Source organism: Corynebacterium amycolatum (assembly GCF_016889425.1).
GTDB classification, from domain to species: domain Bacteria; phylum Actinomycetota; class Actinomycetes; order Mycobacteriales; family Mycobacteriaceae; genus Corynebacterium; species Corynebacterium amycolatum.
On the sequence record NZ_CP069513.1, the window covers coordinates 2254660 to 2270743 of the forward strand.

13 protein-coding genes and 1 tRNA gene are annotated in these 16084 nt (G+C 58.3%); 3 read left to right on the forward strand and 11 right to left on the reverse strand.

Translation table 11 applies throughout. The features are described from left to right. Nucleotides 1-7: 7 nt before the first annotated feature. The 4 genes from thrB to argS all read right to left on the reverse strand — a co-directional run bounded on the left by thrB (nucleotide 8) and on the right by argS (nucleotide 5351). Nucleotides 8-934 (reverse strand): homoserine kinase, encoded by a 927-nt coding sequence (thrB, locus tag I6J19_RS09900; protein WP_038628453.1) that lies wholly within the window; start codon nucleotides 932-934, stop codon nucleotides 8-10. Beyond that, complete coding sequence (locus I6J19_RS09905) at nucleotides 935-2269, reverse strand: homoserine dehydrogenase (protein ID WP_038628451.1); 1335 nt, start codon at nucleotides 2267-2269, stop codon at nucleotides 935-937. Continuing rightward, on the reverse strand, nucleotides 2266-3684 hold the full coding sequence (lysA, locus tag I6J19_RS09910) for a diaminopimelate decarboxylase (protein ID WP_049180808.1): 1419 nt from the start codon (nucleotides 3682-3684) through the stop codon (nucleotides 2266-2268). The genes I6J19_RS09905 and lysA overlap by 4 nt, the downstream gene beginning before the upstream one ends. Before the next feature lie 65 nt (nucleotides 3685-3749). After that, nucleotides 3750-5351 carry an arginine--tRNA ligase gene (gene argS / locus I6J19_RS09915; RefSeq protein ID WP_222867213.1) on the reverse strand — a complete coding sequence of 534 codons (1602 nt, stop codon included), beginning with the start codon at nucleotides 5349-5351 and terminating at the stop codon, nucleotides 3750-3752. Between the two features lie 263 nt (nucleotides 5352-5614). Here argS and I6J19_RS09920 point away from each other — a divergent pair, with 263 nt between their 5' ends. From I6J19_RS09920 to I6J19_RS09930, 3 genes are read left to right on the forward strand one after another with little or no spacing between them, the layout of a single operon-like run. Continuing rightward, complete coding sequence (locus I6J19_RS09920) at nucleotides 5615-6403, forward strand: (Fe-S)-binding protein (RefSeq protein ID WP_038628447.1); 789 nt, start codon at nucleotides 5615-5617, stop codon at nucleotides 6401-6403. Next, nucleotides 6403-7977, forward strand: coding sequence for a LutB/LldF family L-lactate oxidation iron-sulfur protein (locus tag I6J19_RS09925; RefSeq protein WP_038628445.1), 1575 nt, complete (start codon nucleotides 6403-6405; stop codon nucleotides 7975-7977). Before I6J19_RS09920 ends, I6J19_RS09925 begins: the two co-directional genes overlap by 1 nt. A gap of 2 nt (nucleotides 7978-7979) precedes the next feature. After that, nucleotides 7980-8711: a LutC/YkgG family protein gene (locus tag I6J19_RS09930; protein WP_038628444.1), complete on the forward strand. Its 732-nt coding sequence runs from the start codon at nucleotides 7980-7982 to the stop codon at nucleotides 8709-8711. A 149-nt stretch (nucleotides 8712-8860) separates the two neighbouring features. Here I6J19_RS09930 and I6J19_RS09935 read toward each other — a convergent pair. From I6J19_RS09935 to I6J19_RS09965, 7 genes are all read right to left on the reverse strand, one after another. Continuing rightward, nucleotides 8861-8933 (reverse strand) — tRNA-Arg (locus I6J19_RS09935). A gap of 93 nt (nucleotides 8934-9026) precedes the next feature. After that, on the reverse strand, nucleotides 9027-9818 hold the full coding sequence (locus tag I6J19_RS09940; RefSeq protein WP_038628441.1) for an ABC transporter ATP-binding protein: 792 nt from the start codon (nucleotides 9816-9818) through the stop codon (nucleotides 9027-9029). Beyond that, nucleotides 9818-10993 carry a FecCD family ABC transporter permease gene (locus I6J19_RS09945; RefSeq protein WP_038628438.1) on the reverse strand — a complete coding sequence of 392 codons (1176 nt, stop codon included), beginning with the start codon at nucleotides 10991-10993 and terminating at the stop codon, nucleotides 9818-9820. The genes I6J19_RS09940 and I6J19_RS09945 overlap by 1 nt, the downstream gene beginning before the upstream one ends. Nucleotides 10994-11023: 30 nt before the next feature. Then, nucleotides 11024-12226, reverse strand: coding sequence for an ABC transporter substrate-binding protein (locus tag I6J19_RS09950; protein ID WP_038628435.1), 1203 nt, complete (start codon nucleotides 12224-12226; stop codon nucleotides 11024-11026). 169 nt (nucleotides 12227-12395) lie between these two features. Further along, nucleotides 12396-12848 carry a MarR family winged helix-turn-helix transcriptional regulator gene (locus tag I6J19_RS09955; RefSeq protein ID WP_038628433.1) on the reverse strand — a complete coding sequence of 151 codons (453 nt, stop codon included), beginning with the start codon at nucleotides 12846-12848 and terminating at the stop codon, nucleotides 12396-12398. A 69-nt stretch (nucleotides 12849-12917) separates the two neighbouring features. Continuing rightward, entirely contained in the window at nucleotides 12918-13409 is a 492-nt protein-coding gene (locus tag I6J19_RS09960; RefSeq protein ID WP_187402569.1) for a MarR family winged helix-turn-helix transcriptional regulator, read from the reverse strand. A gap of 14 nt (nucleotides 13410-13423) precedes the next feature. Further along, nucleotides 13424-16081, reverse strand: coding sequence for an ATP-binding protein (locus I6J19_RS09965; RefSeq protein WP_049180812.1), 2658 nt, complete (start codon nucleotides 16079-16081; stop codon nucleotides 13424-13426). Nucleotides 16082-16084: the final 3 nt, after the last annotated feature.

Below are 16084 nucleotides of genomic sequence, written 5' to 3' on the forward strand. Positions count from 1 at the left end.
TAACGGCTTAGCCGTCGACCACGACCTTAACCGGCTCGCCGATTCCCAGCTCCATGACCTTGATGCCAGCCTCGCGGGCATCGTCCAAGATCTTCTCATCCACTGCAGTAGTTCCCAGAACCATACAGGTCGGGCCAGCGCCCGAGAGGAATGCCGCGTAGCCACGGTTGCGCAGGCGGTTGACCCACTCTGCGGTCACCGGCAGCACGTCGGAGCGGTACGGCTGGTGCAGGCGATCTCGCGTTCCCTCCCACAGCAGTTCCGGGTGGGACTGCAGCGCTGCGGTCATAACCGCAGTACGGGAGACATTGAAACGAGCGTCGACATGCGAAACATCGCTCGGCAGCACCTGACGGACCGCATTCGTGGAGGCGTGAAATGCCGGTACGAGTGCAGTCGCCTGAATGGATTTATGCACCGGAATGCTCACTGCTCGGTACTGAGGTGCAGTGCGACCATCGACAGGCTTGTCAGTCCAGCTGACCACTGCTCCGCCGAGGACGGATGCGCCAGCGTTATCCGGGTGGCCCTCGAAGATCGAGGATTCCTGGATTACCTGGTCGTCGGTAAGCGGGAAGCCGGCCAGACCGTTAGCTGCAGCGACACCAGCGACGGCGGCTGCTGCGGAAGAGCCCAGGCCGCGCGACTGCGGAATGGTGTTATGGCAAATAACCTTCAGCCCCGGTGCCTCGACACCTGCGGCGCGAAGGCCCGCGCGAATCGCGCGCACTACCAGATTAGACTCGTTGCGCGGCAGGTCGACTTCGCCCTCACCGTGAATCTCAACGACGACACCCGATTCGATGACCTCGACCTCGACAATGTCGTAGAGCGCGACGGCCAACCCCAGGGTGTCGAAGCCCGGGCCCAAGTTCGCTGACGAACCTGCAACCGTGACAGTGACCTTCTGCCCCGGGAAAAGCTCCTGTGCCATTTAGATATCCATTCCTTCGATACGAATGACGTTGTTGACGGCCAGAACCGCGTCGTTGGCGCGCAATTCGTCGACCGTTGCTTCCAAATCCTTCTCCAGCGCCTTGTGAGTCACGATGACCAGGCGAGCACCGTTGGCGCCCTCTTCCTGGCGGACGGTGCGCAGGGAGATGTTGTGATCAGAGAAGGTGCGAGCGACATCGGCAAGTACTCCGACTCGATCGTCGACGTGCAGGTCGATGTGGTAGCGGGTGCGAACGTCACCGAAGTCGAGAATCGGCAGGTTAGCGTAGGTGGAATCCCCCGGTGCGCGACCACCGTGGACAATGTTGCGAGCGGCGGCAACAAGGTCACCGAGCACTGCGGAGGCTGTCGGGTTACCACCGGCGCCGTTGCCGTAGAACATCAGGCGACCAGCGGCCTCGGCCTCAATGAATACAGCGTTGAAAGACTCACGCACAGTTGCCAGCGGGTGACGACGTGGAATCAGCGCTGGGTACACGCGGGCGGAAATGGACTCCTTGCCATTCTCGTCCGTGACCCGCTCACAGGTAGCCAGCAGCTTAATGGTGCAGTCTGCGCTCTTGGCGGCTGCGATGTCATCAGCGGTGATCTCGGTAATGCCCTCGCAGTGAACGTCATCAGCAGTCACGCGGGTGTGGAATGCCAGGCTGGCCAGAATAGCTGCCTTGGAAGCGGCATCGTGGCCCTCGACGTCTGCAGTCGGGTCGGCCTCGGCATAACCCAGGCGGGTGGCCTCTGCCAGCATCTCGTCGTAGTCCGCACCGGTGGAGTCCATCGCATCAAGGATGAAGTTAGTGGTGCCGTTGACAATGCCCATGACCGTATTGACAGTGTCACCGGCCAGCGAACGGCGCAGCGGCCCGACGACCGGAATAGCTGCAGCCACAGCAGCCTCAAAGAAAAGGTCGACGCCTGAGGAATCGGCAGCCTCAGAGAGCTCCTCACCGTGAGCTGCGACAAGTGCCTTATTGGCCGTCACGACCGACTTGCCCGCACGCAGTGCCTCCAGCACAACGCGACGTGGGTAATCAATGCCACCGATGACCTCGACTACCAGGTCAACGCCATCGCGCTGGACCAGCGAAAAAGCATCGTCGGTAAGAAGATCCTGATCCACATTCGGACGCGGCTTGGTCTTGTCGCTCACAGCAATACCAACGACCTCGACCGGGCCGCCGATGCGGCGCTCGAAGTCCTCAGCCTTCTCGTTGAGCAGGCGGTAAACCTCAGTACCGACTGTGCCAAGACCTAAAATAGCGACACCAACTTTGTGGCCCTCGCCCTTTCCAGGATTATTCGTTGCGGCAGTCATCGTGGCGTTTCACACTCCAGGCTTAGTAAGTCTTGTACGGTTTCTCGTCTTAATATTTGGGTCACTTGACCATCGCATACCGACACTACTGGTGGTCGCGTCAGCATGTTGTAGCGGCTGGCCATTGCGTAACAGTATGCCCCAGTAGCAGCCAGCGCGAACAGATCACCCTCAACAATGTCGTCCGGGTAGTTCGCGTCATTAATCAGAATGTCTCCCGATTCACAGTGCTTTCCGACGACACGGGTGGGAATCCTGGAACCTGATACTTCGCGATTAACGACGCGACCATCATAGTTCGAGCCGTAAAGCGCCGGACGAATATTGTCGCTCATTCCACCATCGACCGATACATAACGACGGGTCATGCCTTCATCGATGGTCACATCCTTCAAAGTGCCCACTTCGTACACCGTGACCATGGACGGGCCAACGATGGCACGACCCGGTTCAACAGCCACTGTCGGAGTTTCAATGCCGATACGCTGCGCAAGCTTGTCCACAGCAGTGAGGATCTCGTCGGCAAGCGGAGCAACGTCAAGGGGCTGCTCGCCTGCGGTGTATGCAATACCGAAACCGCCACCGAGGTCAAGGGTGTTGAAGTGTTTCGAGATTTCAGTGCCGTGGCGTTCGACGAGCTTTTCCACCAGCGAGAACACGCGCTCGGCCGCGAGAATGAAACCGTCGGAATCGACAATCTGGGAGCCGATGTGACAGTGCAGACCAATCAGGCGCAGATTGTCGTCCTCTTCTACGAGGTTGGCAGCTTCCAGCGCTGAACCGGACGCGAGGGAAAAGCCGAACTTCTGATCCTCGTGCGCGGTAGCGATGAACTCATGGGTGTGTGCTTCCACACCGGGCTTCACGCGGACGAGCACGTCCTGCACCACGCCTGCTTCAGCCGCCACCTGGGACAGGCGACGCAGCTCCGAACGGGAGTCAAGCACAATTTTGCCGACGCCAGCTGAGATAGCATCGCGCAGCTCTGCGGTGGACTTGTTATTGCCGTGGAAGGTCATGTCCTTGGCTGGGAAGCCCGCAGCAAGAGCGATAGCCATCTCGTTGCCCGAGGCGACATCGAGATGCAGCCCCTCCTCCATTACCCAGCGGGCAATGGTCTTCGACAGAAAAGCCTTGGACGCGTAGTGGACATTCTCCGCGCCGCGGAAGGCCTTGGCCATCGAGCGGCAGCGGGAGCGGAAGTCCTGCTCATCGACGACAAAAACCGGAGTGCCAAATTCTTTGGCAATGTCGATCAGGCTCACTCCGCCAATTTCCACTGAGCCGGGATTCTCTTCGTCATTACCCCGACGACGGGCGGTAGTTGGCCAGACATGCGCTGGTAGTTCATTAAATTGAGTGGAATCGGGCCGGGTGTAGCCACCCAGCTCGAAACCATTGCCGTCGATAGGCACGAAACAGCTCTCTTTCTCCGTTACCCGGGCGGAGCAACGGGGTGTAGTTTTACGGGCGCGTTCGACTACATGCGCTCAGGTGCGGTAACACCGAGCAGCTGCAGAGCATTGGCCAGCGTCTGGCGGGTAGCCTCAGCCAGGCCGAGACGAGCACGGTGCAGCTCGGATACCTCTTCGTCGGCCTTAGGCAGAATCTGGCAGGTGTCGTAGAAGCGGTGGAAGACACCGGCGAGCTGCTCAGCGTAACGGGCAATGCGGTGTGGTTCCCGCAGGTCAGCAGCGGACTTGATGATCGCCGGAAACTCACCGATAGTGCGGATGAGCTCACCTTCACGGTCCTCTACCAGCAGGGAGAAGTCGGCATCTTCGCTGGTCACACCAGCCTCTTCGGCACGGCGGCCGATTGAGCACAGACGAGCGTGGCCGTACTGGACGTAGTAGACCGGGTTGTCGCTGGACTGCGAAGCCCACAGCCCCAGGTCAATATCCAGGCTGGAGTCCACGGAGGAACGGATTAGCGAGTAGCGAGCAGCATCGACACCGATTGCCTCAACCAGGTCGTCCAAGGTCACTACTGTGCCCGCGCGCTTGGACATCCGGACAGCCTTGCCGTCGCGAAGCAAGTTGACCATCTGACCGATGAGCACCTCGACACCGTCTGCGTTGTAGCCGAGCGCGGCAGCGGCGGCACGCAGACGTGCGATGTAGCCGTGGTGATCGGCACCCAGCATGTAAATGCACAGGTTGTGGCCGCGGTCGAACTTGTTCTTAACGTATGCGATGTCACCCGCAATGTAGGCTGCATCGCCGTCGGACTTGATGACCACGCGGTCCTTATCGTCACCGTAATCGGTGGACTTCAACCACCACGCGCCGTCAGCTTCGTAGAGTTTGCCGTTTTCCTTCAGGGAGTTGACAGCTGCTTCCACCTGACCGGACTCGAACAGCGAGTTTTCGTGGAAGTAAACATCGAAATCGGTGCCGAACTCGTGCAGAGACTCCTTGATGTGCTCGAACATCATGTCCACACCGATGACGCGGAAGTGCTCCTGGACCTCCTCCTCAGAGCCCTCGAGTGCCTGCGGATTCTTCTCCAGCACAGCAGCAGCAATGTCCTGGATGTACTCTCCGCCGTAGCCATCCTCCGGGGTCGGCTGGTTCCGAGCGGCGGCAACCAGGGAGTCGGAGAAGCGGTCAATCTGGCGACCGTGGTCATTGAAGTAGTACTCGCGGGTGACCTTGGCGCCCGTGGCGGACAGGACACGACCAAGAGCGTCACCGACTGCTGCCCAGCGGGTACCACCCAGGTGAATCGGCCCGGTCGGATTTGCGGAGACAAACTCCAGGTTCACGTCGAGGTTGGAGTTGAAATCGGCATGACCCCACTTCTCCCCCGCTGCCAAGACGTCCTCGACGATCTTGCCCTGGGCATCGGAGGCCAGGCGGATGTTAATAAAGCCCGGGCCTGCGATGGTTGCTTCATCGATACCCTCAGAGGCGCCGAGCGCTGTGGCAATTTCAGTTGCCAAGTCACGCGGCACCATACCGACACGCTTGCCCAGCTGCATAGCGATATTGGTTGCATAGTCGCCGTGCTCAGGGTTACGCGGACGCTCGACAGTCGGGTTTTCCGGCACGATAGAGACATCGGCATCGTGGGAAGTCAAAACCTCGACGGTGACTTTTCGGACTAGTACAGCAAGATCAGCAGGATTCACGATTGCCTATCCTATTAGGTCAATCGCAGTCGTGGAAACATCAGCCACCAAAAGATTCATTTGAGGGGCATCTGCAGGTCGTGGAGTCCGACTGCAACTAGCCATTTTCACGATCCAGGCGAATTTGCGTTGAGAACAGATTTAATCCGGGCCTAGGCGTAGCATTCAGGTAGGAAATTATTGCCTTATCCTCAACCCATTTTGGAGCGACCGTGAAAGTAGCACTTTTCGCGACCTGCATCGGGGACATGATGTTTCCGGATGCAGTGAGTGCGACAGCCAGAGTTCTCACGCGGCTCGGATGTGATGTGGTCTTTCCGCCACAGCAAACCTGCTGCGGACAAATGCACGTCAACACCGGATACCAGAAGGAAATCCTTCCTCAGCTAGACACCTACGCTGATGCTTTTGCGGATTCCTCGATTGACTACGTTGTCGCCCCGTCCGGTTCCTGCGCCGGCGCCGTTCGCCACCAGCATCCGATGATCGCGGGCCGCTACGGTACCCGTGCCCAAACCCATGCGGCACAGGCCTGCGCGAACAAGACGCTGGATCTCTCCGAGTTCATCACCGATGTCGCTGGTGTGACTGACGTCGGTGCTTACTTCCCCCACTCAGTGACCTACCACTCCACCTGCCACAGCTTGCGGGTGCTCAAAGTGGGTGACCGTCCGTGGCGGCTACTCAGTGCAGTCGATGGAATCGATTTGCGCGAGCTGCCCGGCGCGGCGGAGTGCTGCGGTTTCGGCGGCACCTTCTCGGTGAAGAATGCGGAGACTTCCGCTGCAATGGTTGCCGACAAGACAGCCAATATCCGCGCTACGGAAGCGGAGTTCGTGACCGCTGGCGATGCCTCCTGCTTGCTCAATATCGGGGGTGCGCTGCGTCGCCAGGACTCTGGCGTGCATGCCATCCATATGGCCGAGATTCTGGCCTCCACCAAGGAGACCCCGTTTGATGTGGACAACCGTCAAGAAGCTTCCCTGCGAGGTGAGCAGTAATGGTCGCAATTAACGTCGGCATGCCAGCCCTTCCTCCACGCGCGCCGCACAACGTCGGGCATCTGCGCGGTACGCGCGGGTTCACGGCCGCGGCGCACGAGGAACTCAAGAACACTCGCATGCGTGAAAATGTCGGTCATGCCACGCGTTCGATTCGTAAGAAGCGCGCGCATGTCGTAGCGGAGAAGAATGACTGGGAGCAGCTGCGGCTCGCGGGCAGCCACATCAAGCGCGATGTGATGGCGCGTCTGCCAGAACTGCTGGAGCAGTTCGAAGAGTCAGTGACGAATGCCGGCGGTCACGTCCACTGGGCGCGGGATGCCGCTGAAGCAAACCGCATCATTACGGATTTGGTGAAAGAGACCGGCGAAGAAAAGGTCGTCAAGATTAAGTCGATGGCCACGCAGGAAATCGGCTTGAACGAAGCGCTTGCCGACGCCGGCATCACCGCCCGCGAAACCGACCTGGCGGAACTCATCGTTCAGCTTGCCGACGACATGCCGAGCCACATCCTGGTTCCTGCTATCCATCGCAATCGCGAGGATATCCGCGAGATCTTCCTCAATGGAATCCCCGGAGTCGACCCGGATTTGAAAGCCAATCCGGCCGATCTGGCCGAGGCATCCCGTAAGTTCCTGCGCGAGCAGTTTATGGAGGCCAAGGTCGCGATTTCCGGTGCCAACTTCGGTGTGGCCGAAACCGGTACGGTGGCTGTCGTCGAGTCAGAGGGCAATGGCCGCATGTGTCTCACGCTGCCGGAAACACTGATTTCGGTGATGGGGATTGAGAAGCTGCTTCCCACTTTCCAGGACTTGGAAGTATTCTTGCAGCTGCTGCCACGGTCGTCGACAGGCGAGCGTATGAATCCCTACACCTCCCTGTGGACGGGAACCACGGACGGCGACGGCCCGAAGAATTTCCACATTGTGTTGCTGGACAATGGGCGCTCGGCCACCCTTGCAGATCCGATTGGGCGTGAAGCGCTGAAGTGCATTCGCTGCTCGGCATGCCTGAATATCTGCCCGGTGTACGAGCACGTGGGCGGGCACGCTTACGGTTCGGTCTACCCGGGTCCGATTGGTGCAATTTTGTCCCCGCAGCTCACCGGCATGGACTCCTACGATGATCCGAATGCCTCCCTGCCCTATGCATCCTCGCTGTGTGGAGCTTGCTTTGAGGTCTGCCCGGTGCGAATTGATATCCCCGCGGCGCTGCTGGAGCTGCGACACCGTAAGGTCACGGAGCACCGCCCGCCGGTGGAGGGCAAACTCTTTGCCACGCTCGGGTTCATCATGGGCAATCAGAAGCTGTGGGACATGAGCGCTAAGATGACCTCCCTCGCCCGCGTACTCGGGTTGAAGGACGGCGAGATTCACACCCTGCCACTTTTCCTCAGCGGGTGGTCGGATGTGCGTGATACTCCGATTCCGCCGAAGAAGCCGTTCCGCTCACTGTGGGGTTCGGAGGATTTCTCGGCGCAGCTGTCTCGTGAATCGGCAAATCAGGTTCCGACGAAGATTAATGGGCTGTCGGATGACAACAAGCAGCCCGACATGTCCGGCAAGGAGGCCTAGCGATGTCCCATTCCTCAGCATCCGCGAACATTGCCAAAAGCGAAATCCTCGAGCGTATCCGCAATGCTCAGAAGATCGCCTTCGAAGGCCGTGACTTGGCCTCTGACGCAGGCATCGTCACCGGCGAGCCCGGTACACATTTCAACATCCCCCGCGATTACGAACGCTCCTCCGACCTGACGGCCAAGGAGATCATTTCGCTTGCCGACGAACGCATCGCCGATTACAAAGCCGATGTGCGCCGCTGTGGGAGCTCGGCAACTGAAATCAATGAAGCTGTGAAGAAGGCAATTGCTGATGTCGGGGCTTCATTGATTGGTATTCCCGAAGGCCTAGACCGCGAGTGGGTTGCGGGGTTGGAGTCTGGTGGGGGTAAGGCCACCGCCGAGATTCGCGTCGATACAGGTTTCACCGCCGAAGAGCTGGACGAGCTCGACGCGATTGTCACCAGCTCTGCTGTTACCTGCGCCGAGACCGGCACCATTGTTCTGGACGGTTCGGCCACTTCTGGCCGCCGCGCGCTGACCTTGGTGCCGGATATTCACATCTGCGTTGTGCCGGCTTCCACGGTTGTCTACGGCATCCCGGAGGCAATTTCCCGTCTACGCGAGAGTGATCCCACCGCTCCCATCACCATGATTTCGGGACCTTCTGCAACCTCGGACATCGAGCTTGCCCGAGTCGAAGGTGTCCATGGGCCACGCACGCTGATTGTGATTATTGCTGGCCAGTAGCACCAAGGTGAATTGTCATGGGCGACTCGAATTCCTCCGCCAGGCTGTTCCGCTGGAAGAACGGTAACTAAACGTTTCCGCTAGGTGGCCGCTAAAACAAAAATCCCTCAAGCAACCAGGAAAAACCTAATCACTTGAGGGATAGAACGTGCCCCCGAGAGGAGTCGAACCTCCGACCTTCGGTACCGGAAACCGGCGCTCTATCCACTGAGCTACGGGGGCGTGTGGCACAAGTACAACAAGTGCAACGAGAAAAGATGTTACCACTTGGCTGGGGCGATTAGCGAAATGCCCCGCGCCCCAGCCAAATCTCCACTACGCGGCTTCAGAAACCTGGTCTTCCTCAATAGGACACACCACGGGCACGCCCTCGTCATCGAGTACGCGGGCTCGAATTCCATAGACGCGGGCCAAAAGGTCCGGAGTGAGAACGTCAACAGGACTCCCCTGGGCAACCACGTGGCCGTCGTGAAGCATGACAAGCTCATCGCAGTAGCGGGCGGCGAGATTCAGATCGTGGATTGCAACGAGTGCCAAGGAGCTCCGTGAGGCGACCTCCGCGCGGACGAGCTTTAGGAGTTCCACCTGGTGACGCAGGTCGAGGGCGGAGGTGGGTTCGTCGAGAAGCATGATCTCGGGATCGCGGACAAACATCTGCGCGACGGCGACGAGCTGCCGCTGACCGCCGGAGAGCTCGCCGACGAATCTGTCGGCAAGGTGTTCAATGCCAACCTTTCGGAGAGCCACCGCCGTGTGCTCAATCTCTGAGCCACGCACCCGCAGACGCCCGGCGCGCCGCCCGGAGACCAGTACCGATTCGAATGCGGTCAGCGAGGCGCTGGCCGGTAGATCCTGCGGTACGTAGCCGACGACTTCGCGCAGTTCGGAACCGATAACCCGTTCATTGTCACGGGTCAGAACAATCTCCCCGGACATGGGCTTTCGAATCCCCGCCAGCGTGGTCATCAGTGTGGACTTGCCCGCAGCGTTTGGCCCGAGCAAACCCGTCACCGTACCTGGCTTCAGCGTGCGTATTGACGCCCCGCGCAGCACCTTTCGCTTGCCATAGCCTGCAGCTACGTCATTGACATCGAGAAATACGCCCATTAGTTCCACACCGTCCTCTTACGCAGAAAAACCAAGCCGACAAAGAATGGGACACCGACGATTGCGGTAATGATGCCAATCGGCACTGCCACACCCGGCACCACCGTGATGGATACCGCATGAGCTGCCGCAAGCAGCGCCGCGCCCGCCGCCATCGATGCCGGGGCAAAGAAGCGCTGTTCTTCACCGACCAGCATGCGTGCAATGTGTGGGCCGACCAGTCCGATGAAGCCGATGATGCCGGCGAAGGCCACTGCGGTTGCTGCCAGCAGCGAGGCTACAATCAGCGTCGCAATGCGCAGCCTATCCACATTGATGCCCACGGCTTTTGCTCGGGCATCGCCAAGCCGCAACACCGTCAGCGCCCACGCATAGCGGATAGTGAACGGAATAGCGATTAGCAGCGCCGCCGCAATGATACCGTTGGCCACCCAGTTCGCGCGCTGTAGCGAGCCCATCGTCCAGAACACAATCTGCTGGAGCGCCTCGGTAGTCGCGCGGTATTGCAACAGCGCCAACAGCGCTTGGAATAGAAACACCAGACCAATGCCGAGCAGAATCATCGATTCCTTACCCGAGCCGCGCCATACCGACGCCGCCGCCACAATCGCCACAGCGACGACGGATGATACCCAGGCCACGGCCGCCAGGTTGAACTGCGCATGCGGAATAATCACCCAGCCCAGCACAATCGATGCCGCCCCACCGAACGCCGCTGCAGCCGAGATACCGAGCGTAAACGGCTCCGCCAGAGGGTTATCGAGGATTGTCTGCATCTGTGCACCGGCAAGCGACAGCGCTGCACCAATCAGCACTGCCATCACCGATGCAGGCAGACGCAGCTTCCACAGCACCGTACGAGTGGTTTCGTCCACATCATTCGGGCTCACGATGCCACGGACGACGTCCCCCACGCTCAGTGCCATCGGCCCCACAATCGTCGCCACCACAAACGCGCACACGGCCAGCCCCACCAGCACCGCAATGATGGCGATTTTCCGTGCCGAGCGTCGTCGGTACTGTCGCGCAGAGTCGTAGGTCGTGCTTGACGACGGACACTCGTGCTGTTCGGTGGCGGGCTGCGACTCTTGACCTCCACTGCCGTTGGTGGAGGTGGACTCGCGGGGTTCGTCGTCAAGCCCTGACGCGGGAGCGTGCAGATTGGTGTAAGTCATCGGATTCCTTCTTCGATGGTGGAAGATGGGTTACTTGGTCGGCTCCAGCGCGGTGAAGAAGGTGCCGCTGAGTTCGAAGGGCAGGTAGTCCTTGTGGAACTTGGCGAAGTCAGCGACCGGGTCGAGGTCAGCGAACTCCTCTGGGTGAATCCACTTGGCGAATTGCTCGAGCGCGAAGACGTTGTACGGCGAGTCGTAGAACTGGTGGAAGGCGGCGTACAGATCACCCTTCTTCGGCGCGGTCAGGGTGTCAAAACCCGGAGTCTTCAGCAGGCCTTCCAGAGTGCGCTGTGCGGTCTCTGGGGTGGCGGTGTAGCCGAGTTCGACGTGTGGCAGCACTTCCGGCTTCTTCGGATCGAGCGCCCAAGAACCACCGGTGGCGATGATCTTCTCCGGCTGGACGGACAGGACCTTCTCTGCGGTCACGTCGCCCGATTCGGTGTCGAGGAGGCTGTCTCCGAGGTTCTCACCGCCGGCTGCTGTGACAAGGTCACCGAGGTTGGACTTGTTGACGGTCGAGCAGCAATCCTTGAGACCGGCTGCTCGCCAGACGAAGGTCTTTGGCTTGTCTTCGAGCTTGGCGGCACGTTCGGTGATCTCGTTGACGCGCTTTGTGTAGAAGTCGGTGAACTTCTTGGCATTGTCCTGCTCATCGACGATCTGGCCGAGGAGCTCGACGGACTTGGCGGTATTCTCCAGGGGCTTTTGCCGGAAGTCGGTGAATACGTACTTCAGACCTGCCTGATCGAGCTTGGTGAGGAAACCGGACTGCTCCGCGGCCTTCTTGTGGTCAAGGGTCATGACGACCACGTCTGGGTCGTGGGAGATGAGGTTTTCAACTGTGACATCGCCCTTGGCGATATTGCCGATGGTCGGCATGTCTTTCAGCTCGGGGTTCGTCTCGAAAAGCTTGGTTTCAAACGACGGCGCGCCCGAATGCAAATCGCTGCCCATGGCGACAACGTGGTCACCCGGGTTTTCGTGGTCAAGCATCGCGGTGACAAACATGGCGCGGCCTTCACCGAGCACGACTCGTTCTGGCTGCTTGTCGAAGGTCACAGTGCGACCTGCGACATCAGTGACAGTGAGTTCTCCTTTGTTGTCGGCAGCCTCGTTCGACTCTGCGTCCGCACCGCATGCTGTAGCGACGAAGCTCAGCGCTGCACACCCGATTGCGGCCAGAGTTTTGGTCTTTGGCGCGGTTTTAGCCTTGGCGAAAATATTGACTCTCATGCGTTTCAGTTTCTGCCTTGTTTATTTCTGCGTAGTTTTTGGTACTTAGGGTGCACAAAGAGAAGTGAGCACTCACCCCTTTGCTTTAGGCACGCCTTACTTTACAACTTGAAACGTAGAGAAAAAAGCGCCCTGCTAGTGATTGTTTTACTAGCAGGACTTGGAAGTCTTATTTCCTTTCGAGAACCGACTGGAAGCACCTCAGCATCACTTCGCGGTCTTCATCAGCAAGTGGTGAAATAACTTCCTGGCGAACAGTGTCTACATAATCCGGCGCCGCCTCGGCAAACACGTGCCGACCAACGCCTGTTAAGACGACGACATAATCCGAATCCGGGTCTTCGCCGTGGTCTTCGGTGTGAATAAATCCGCGCTTTTCCAACCTGTTGGTATGTAGCAGCGCGCGGGGATGGTTCCACTTCAGTCGATCACAAATCTTGTCAACATGCAGAATCCCCTCCTCTACCTCATGCAGAGCGATGAGCAGGGTAAAGTCCGCGAACGTCAGCCCGGTTCGAGTGCGTAGGCTCCGCTCGATATTGCGCTCTACCTCGCGAAAAGCAGCTACCATCGACTGCCAAAAGAGCTGTTCATCATCACTCAGCCATTCAAATGAGTTCATACTGCTCTAGGCTAATGGTGAGAGCCTCGTAGCGGAGACAAATGAGAAAACACTCACAAAAACTTTTGGCTACTCTGCTTGTCCGTCGACTGAATCGGTGACCGTAGCATTGGCGGTCTCTGCAATCTTATCGAGCACAGCGGAAATCCCCTGATAGTCGATATTTTCACCGAGCACATCAAACAAAACATGGCGCACAAGCTTCACATGGTTCGGCGCCGCTTTCTCAATCACAGTTCGACCGTGTTCAGTAAGCGTGACATCGATACCACGGTTATCGCAGGCGCAGCGTTCCTTAGTTACTAGCCCGCGTCGCTCCATACGAGTAATTTGGTGTGACATTCGGCTGCGGTCCCACTCCAGGGATTCACACAGGGTGCGCATGCGCACTACATTGTCTTCAGCCTCGGAGAGAACAACCAGAACCGAAAAATCTGCAGTGGAAATATCGAGAGAATCTTGCAGCTGAAGGTCGATTGACCTGTCAACGGCCCGTTTAGCGTTCAGAATTGAGCGCCATAACCGCTGCTCTTCATCACTTAACCACGGAATATCTTGCATATGTACAGAGCCTACTATCTTGAAACCAAATCCTGAATTTTCATAAACTCCGCTCCTGTCACACGATCAAAGCGGGCTTCATCGCACGTCAGGACTAATACCTGCATATCGCGCCCCGCTTTGGCAAGAGCATTATTCATCCGCCGCAAACGGTGTTCGTCTGAATAACCTAATGCATCATCAATAATCACCGGAGCGCCTTGCCCGCCCTCCATGACACCGGCAACGGCCAAGCGCAGCAGAATGTCCAGCTGCTCCTGCGCTCCACCAGATAGCTCATCGACATCGAACTTGCCATCGGCATTGGACCGTGACTCAATCTGCAAGTCCTCATTCATCGTGAACTGAGTTCCCGCACCGAACACACCGCCACCGTACTCTTCGAGCTTGCGCAGCAAGGGGTCAGCCAGCGCATTCCGCGATGCCACACGTGCCTGTGTCATTACCTCCATGAGAGTCTTGGCGGCAGCTGCACGTCGACGCATTGAATTCCGATCTCGCTGTGTTCGCTCCACTACTCCCTCAGCTGCTGCCAGTTTCTCATTCGCGCTGTCGAAATAGTCCAAGTGCACCCGAATCTCTTGCCGACGCTTTTCCAGCTCAGCCAGGCGATTCTCAACTGCATCCCGTCGCTGCTTAGCGCCCGCGAGCGATGCTTCCACGTCGTCGGCATCCCGCTGCGCCAGCTTCTTCTGAGCCGCAGCCAGTTGCTCTTCTGCCGCCTCATAGTCCTTGCCTCGGTTTTCCACCGCAGCAAAGATCTCGGCGTCCGAGGCTTTTTCTCGCGTCGCCGTGAGCGAATCTTCGCGGACCTTCAGAACGGACCGAGCCCCTTCAAGCTCGCTGCTGGCCTTCGTATAGTTGGCGTGTGCAGGACGCTTCTCCAGCTTCGATAAGCGCATATCAGCACTGTCGCGCTCCGACTCGGCATCCCTACGCCCCACTGCAGCTTCTTCCAGCCGGGACTTTGCCGATACCAAGTCAATCTCCGTCGGCGCATCCTCGCCCGCAAGTTCCTGATACCGCTCGCCGTGTACTCGTGCTTCTTCCTTCGCATCATCCAACTCTGCTGTGAGCTGGTGATACTCCACACCGTCGGACACCGCAGTTATGGATGTCTCCACCTGGAATTTTGCTTTTTCCGCTTCCCGACGTCGTGTGTATGCCTTTTGTGCTTCCGCGACGGAATCAGCGCCTGCAACCTCAAGCTGTTCTTTGAGCGATGTCTCTGCTTTTTCTAGCTTGCGCTGCTGCGAATCTGAGCCGTCTCCGGGCTGTATAGCAACCGTGACGTCGCCGACTTCGATGGCCAATGGCTTAGTAACCGCGCGTTGAACTGTCTCAGCCTCCGGAGCTAGCCCCACTTTCTCGCCGTCGACCGTGACCTCCTGCGCACTACTAGCCGAGAGCTGCACACTCGGGCTCGATGCCTCCAGCACAGCGGCGGCTGTTGCAACTTCGCGTTCGCAGGTCAACAGTTTTTCCATTACCTCTTCGGTAACGGAATTCCGAGTAATTATCTCCTTGTGCTCTGCCAATTGCGCGCGGAGCGCATCGAGTTTCTTCACTCGCTTCGACAGAGCTTCAACCAAACCGCGCTTCTCTCCCAATGCAACTTCAGCTGCGGCCAGTTCTTCTGCCTTTCGAGCTTCGCGGTACGTGTTTACAACCGCATCGCGATCTTCCTGCGCCTTCTTTAAAGCTGCGACCTCCTTATCGAACGCTTCCTTAAATTCAGCAACTTTCTTCTCTGCGGCAGAATGCTGATCCTTGGCTTCTTGTGCCTGCTGAATGAAAGCTTCGCGCTCTTGCTGAGCCTGTTTAGCTAAGTCCAGCTGCTGCTTCGCCGCTGCAGAGACCTCCTGTGCCTGGGAGACGGCAACCCTGAACTTTTCGAGTTCTTCTAGTGCCTGGCCCCAGTGCTCGACTTCGTTTTGGGCTTCTGGCAACGATGCCCGCTGCGTTTGCTGGCTTTCTTCATTACGAGCAGCTTCCTCATTGAGCGCTTCGAATTCCCGGACCTTTTTCGCCGCTTCGTCGCGCACCTGCTGGGCTTCCGCCAGCTCCTTGTCTACGTCGGTAAGCTGCTTGCGCTCTTTGCCATTTTTTTGGAAATAGTTGCCGTATTCGGCTTCAACGGCTTCAAAAAGGCCTACCTCTTCTGCGGTTTCCGCGCGCTGCCCCGATGCCGACTGCAATGCGCTAGTGACTTGTACATAACCGCCCAAGGAGAGGGTCTTTTGTGCTTGCCCCTGTTCAGCAACGAAAACCTGCCACAGGTTCTTGGTATCTGCATTGTGCATTCGGGCGGCCAGCCACTCCTCCGCCTGGTCATCTTTGAGAACCTCGGCTGTCGGAGAGTGGACGGTGACGATTGTGCCGGTGTCCTTGGTGCCACCAAAGATCTTGTCCAGCGTAAATTCGTAGCCGTCAAGCTCCAGCCGGAGCTTAACCTGCGGCTTTTCCTGGCTGGAGTGACTGTTCAGACTAAGCGCTTCGCTTGACCTGGACTTCCATTTTGTCGTCAGTGCAACGTGAATAGCTTTGGCGATTGTCGTCTTACCCGACTCATTTTCACCGGAAATCACTACCACGCCGCGCTCGGCGAGCCCTGTGATTGAGAGTGAATCAATCGCACGTACATTGTGTAATTCGATGTCGTGAAAACGCATGAT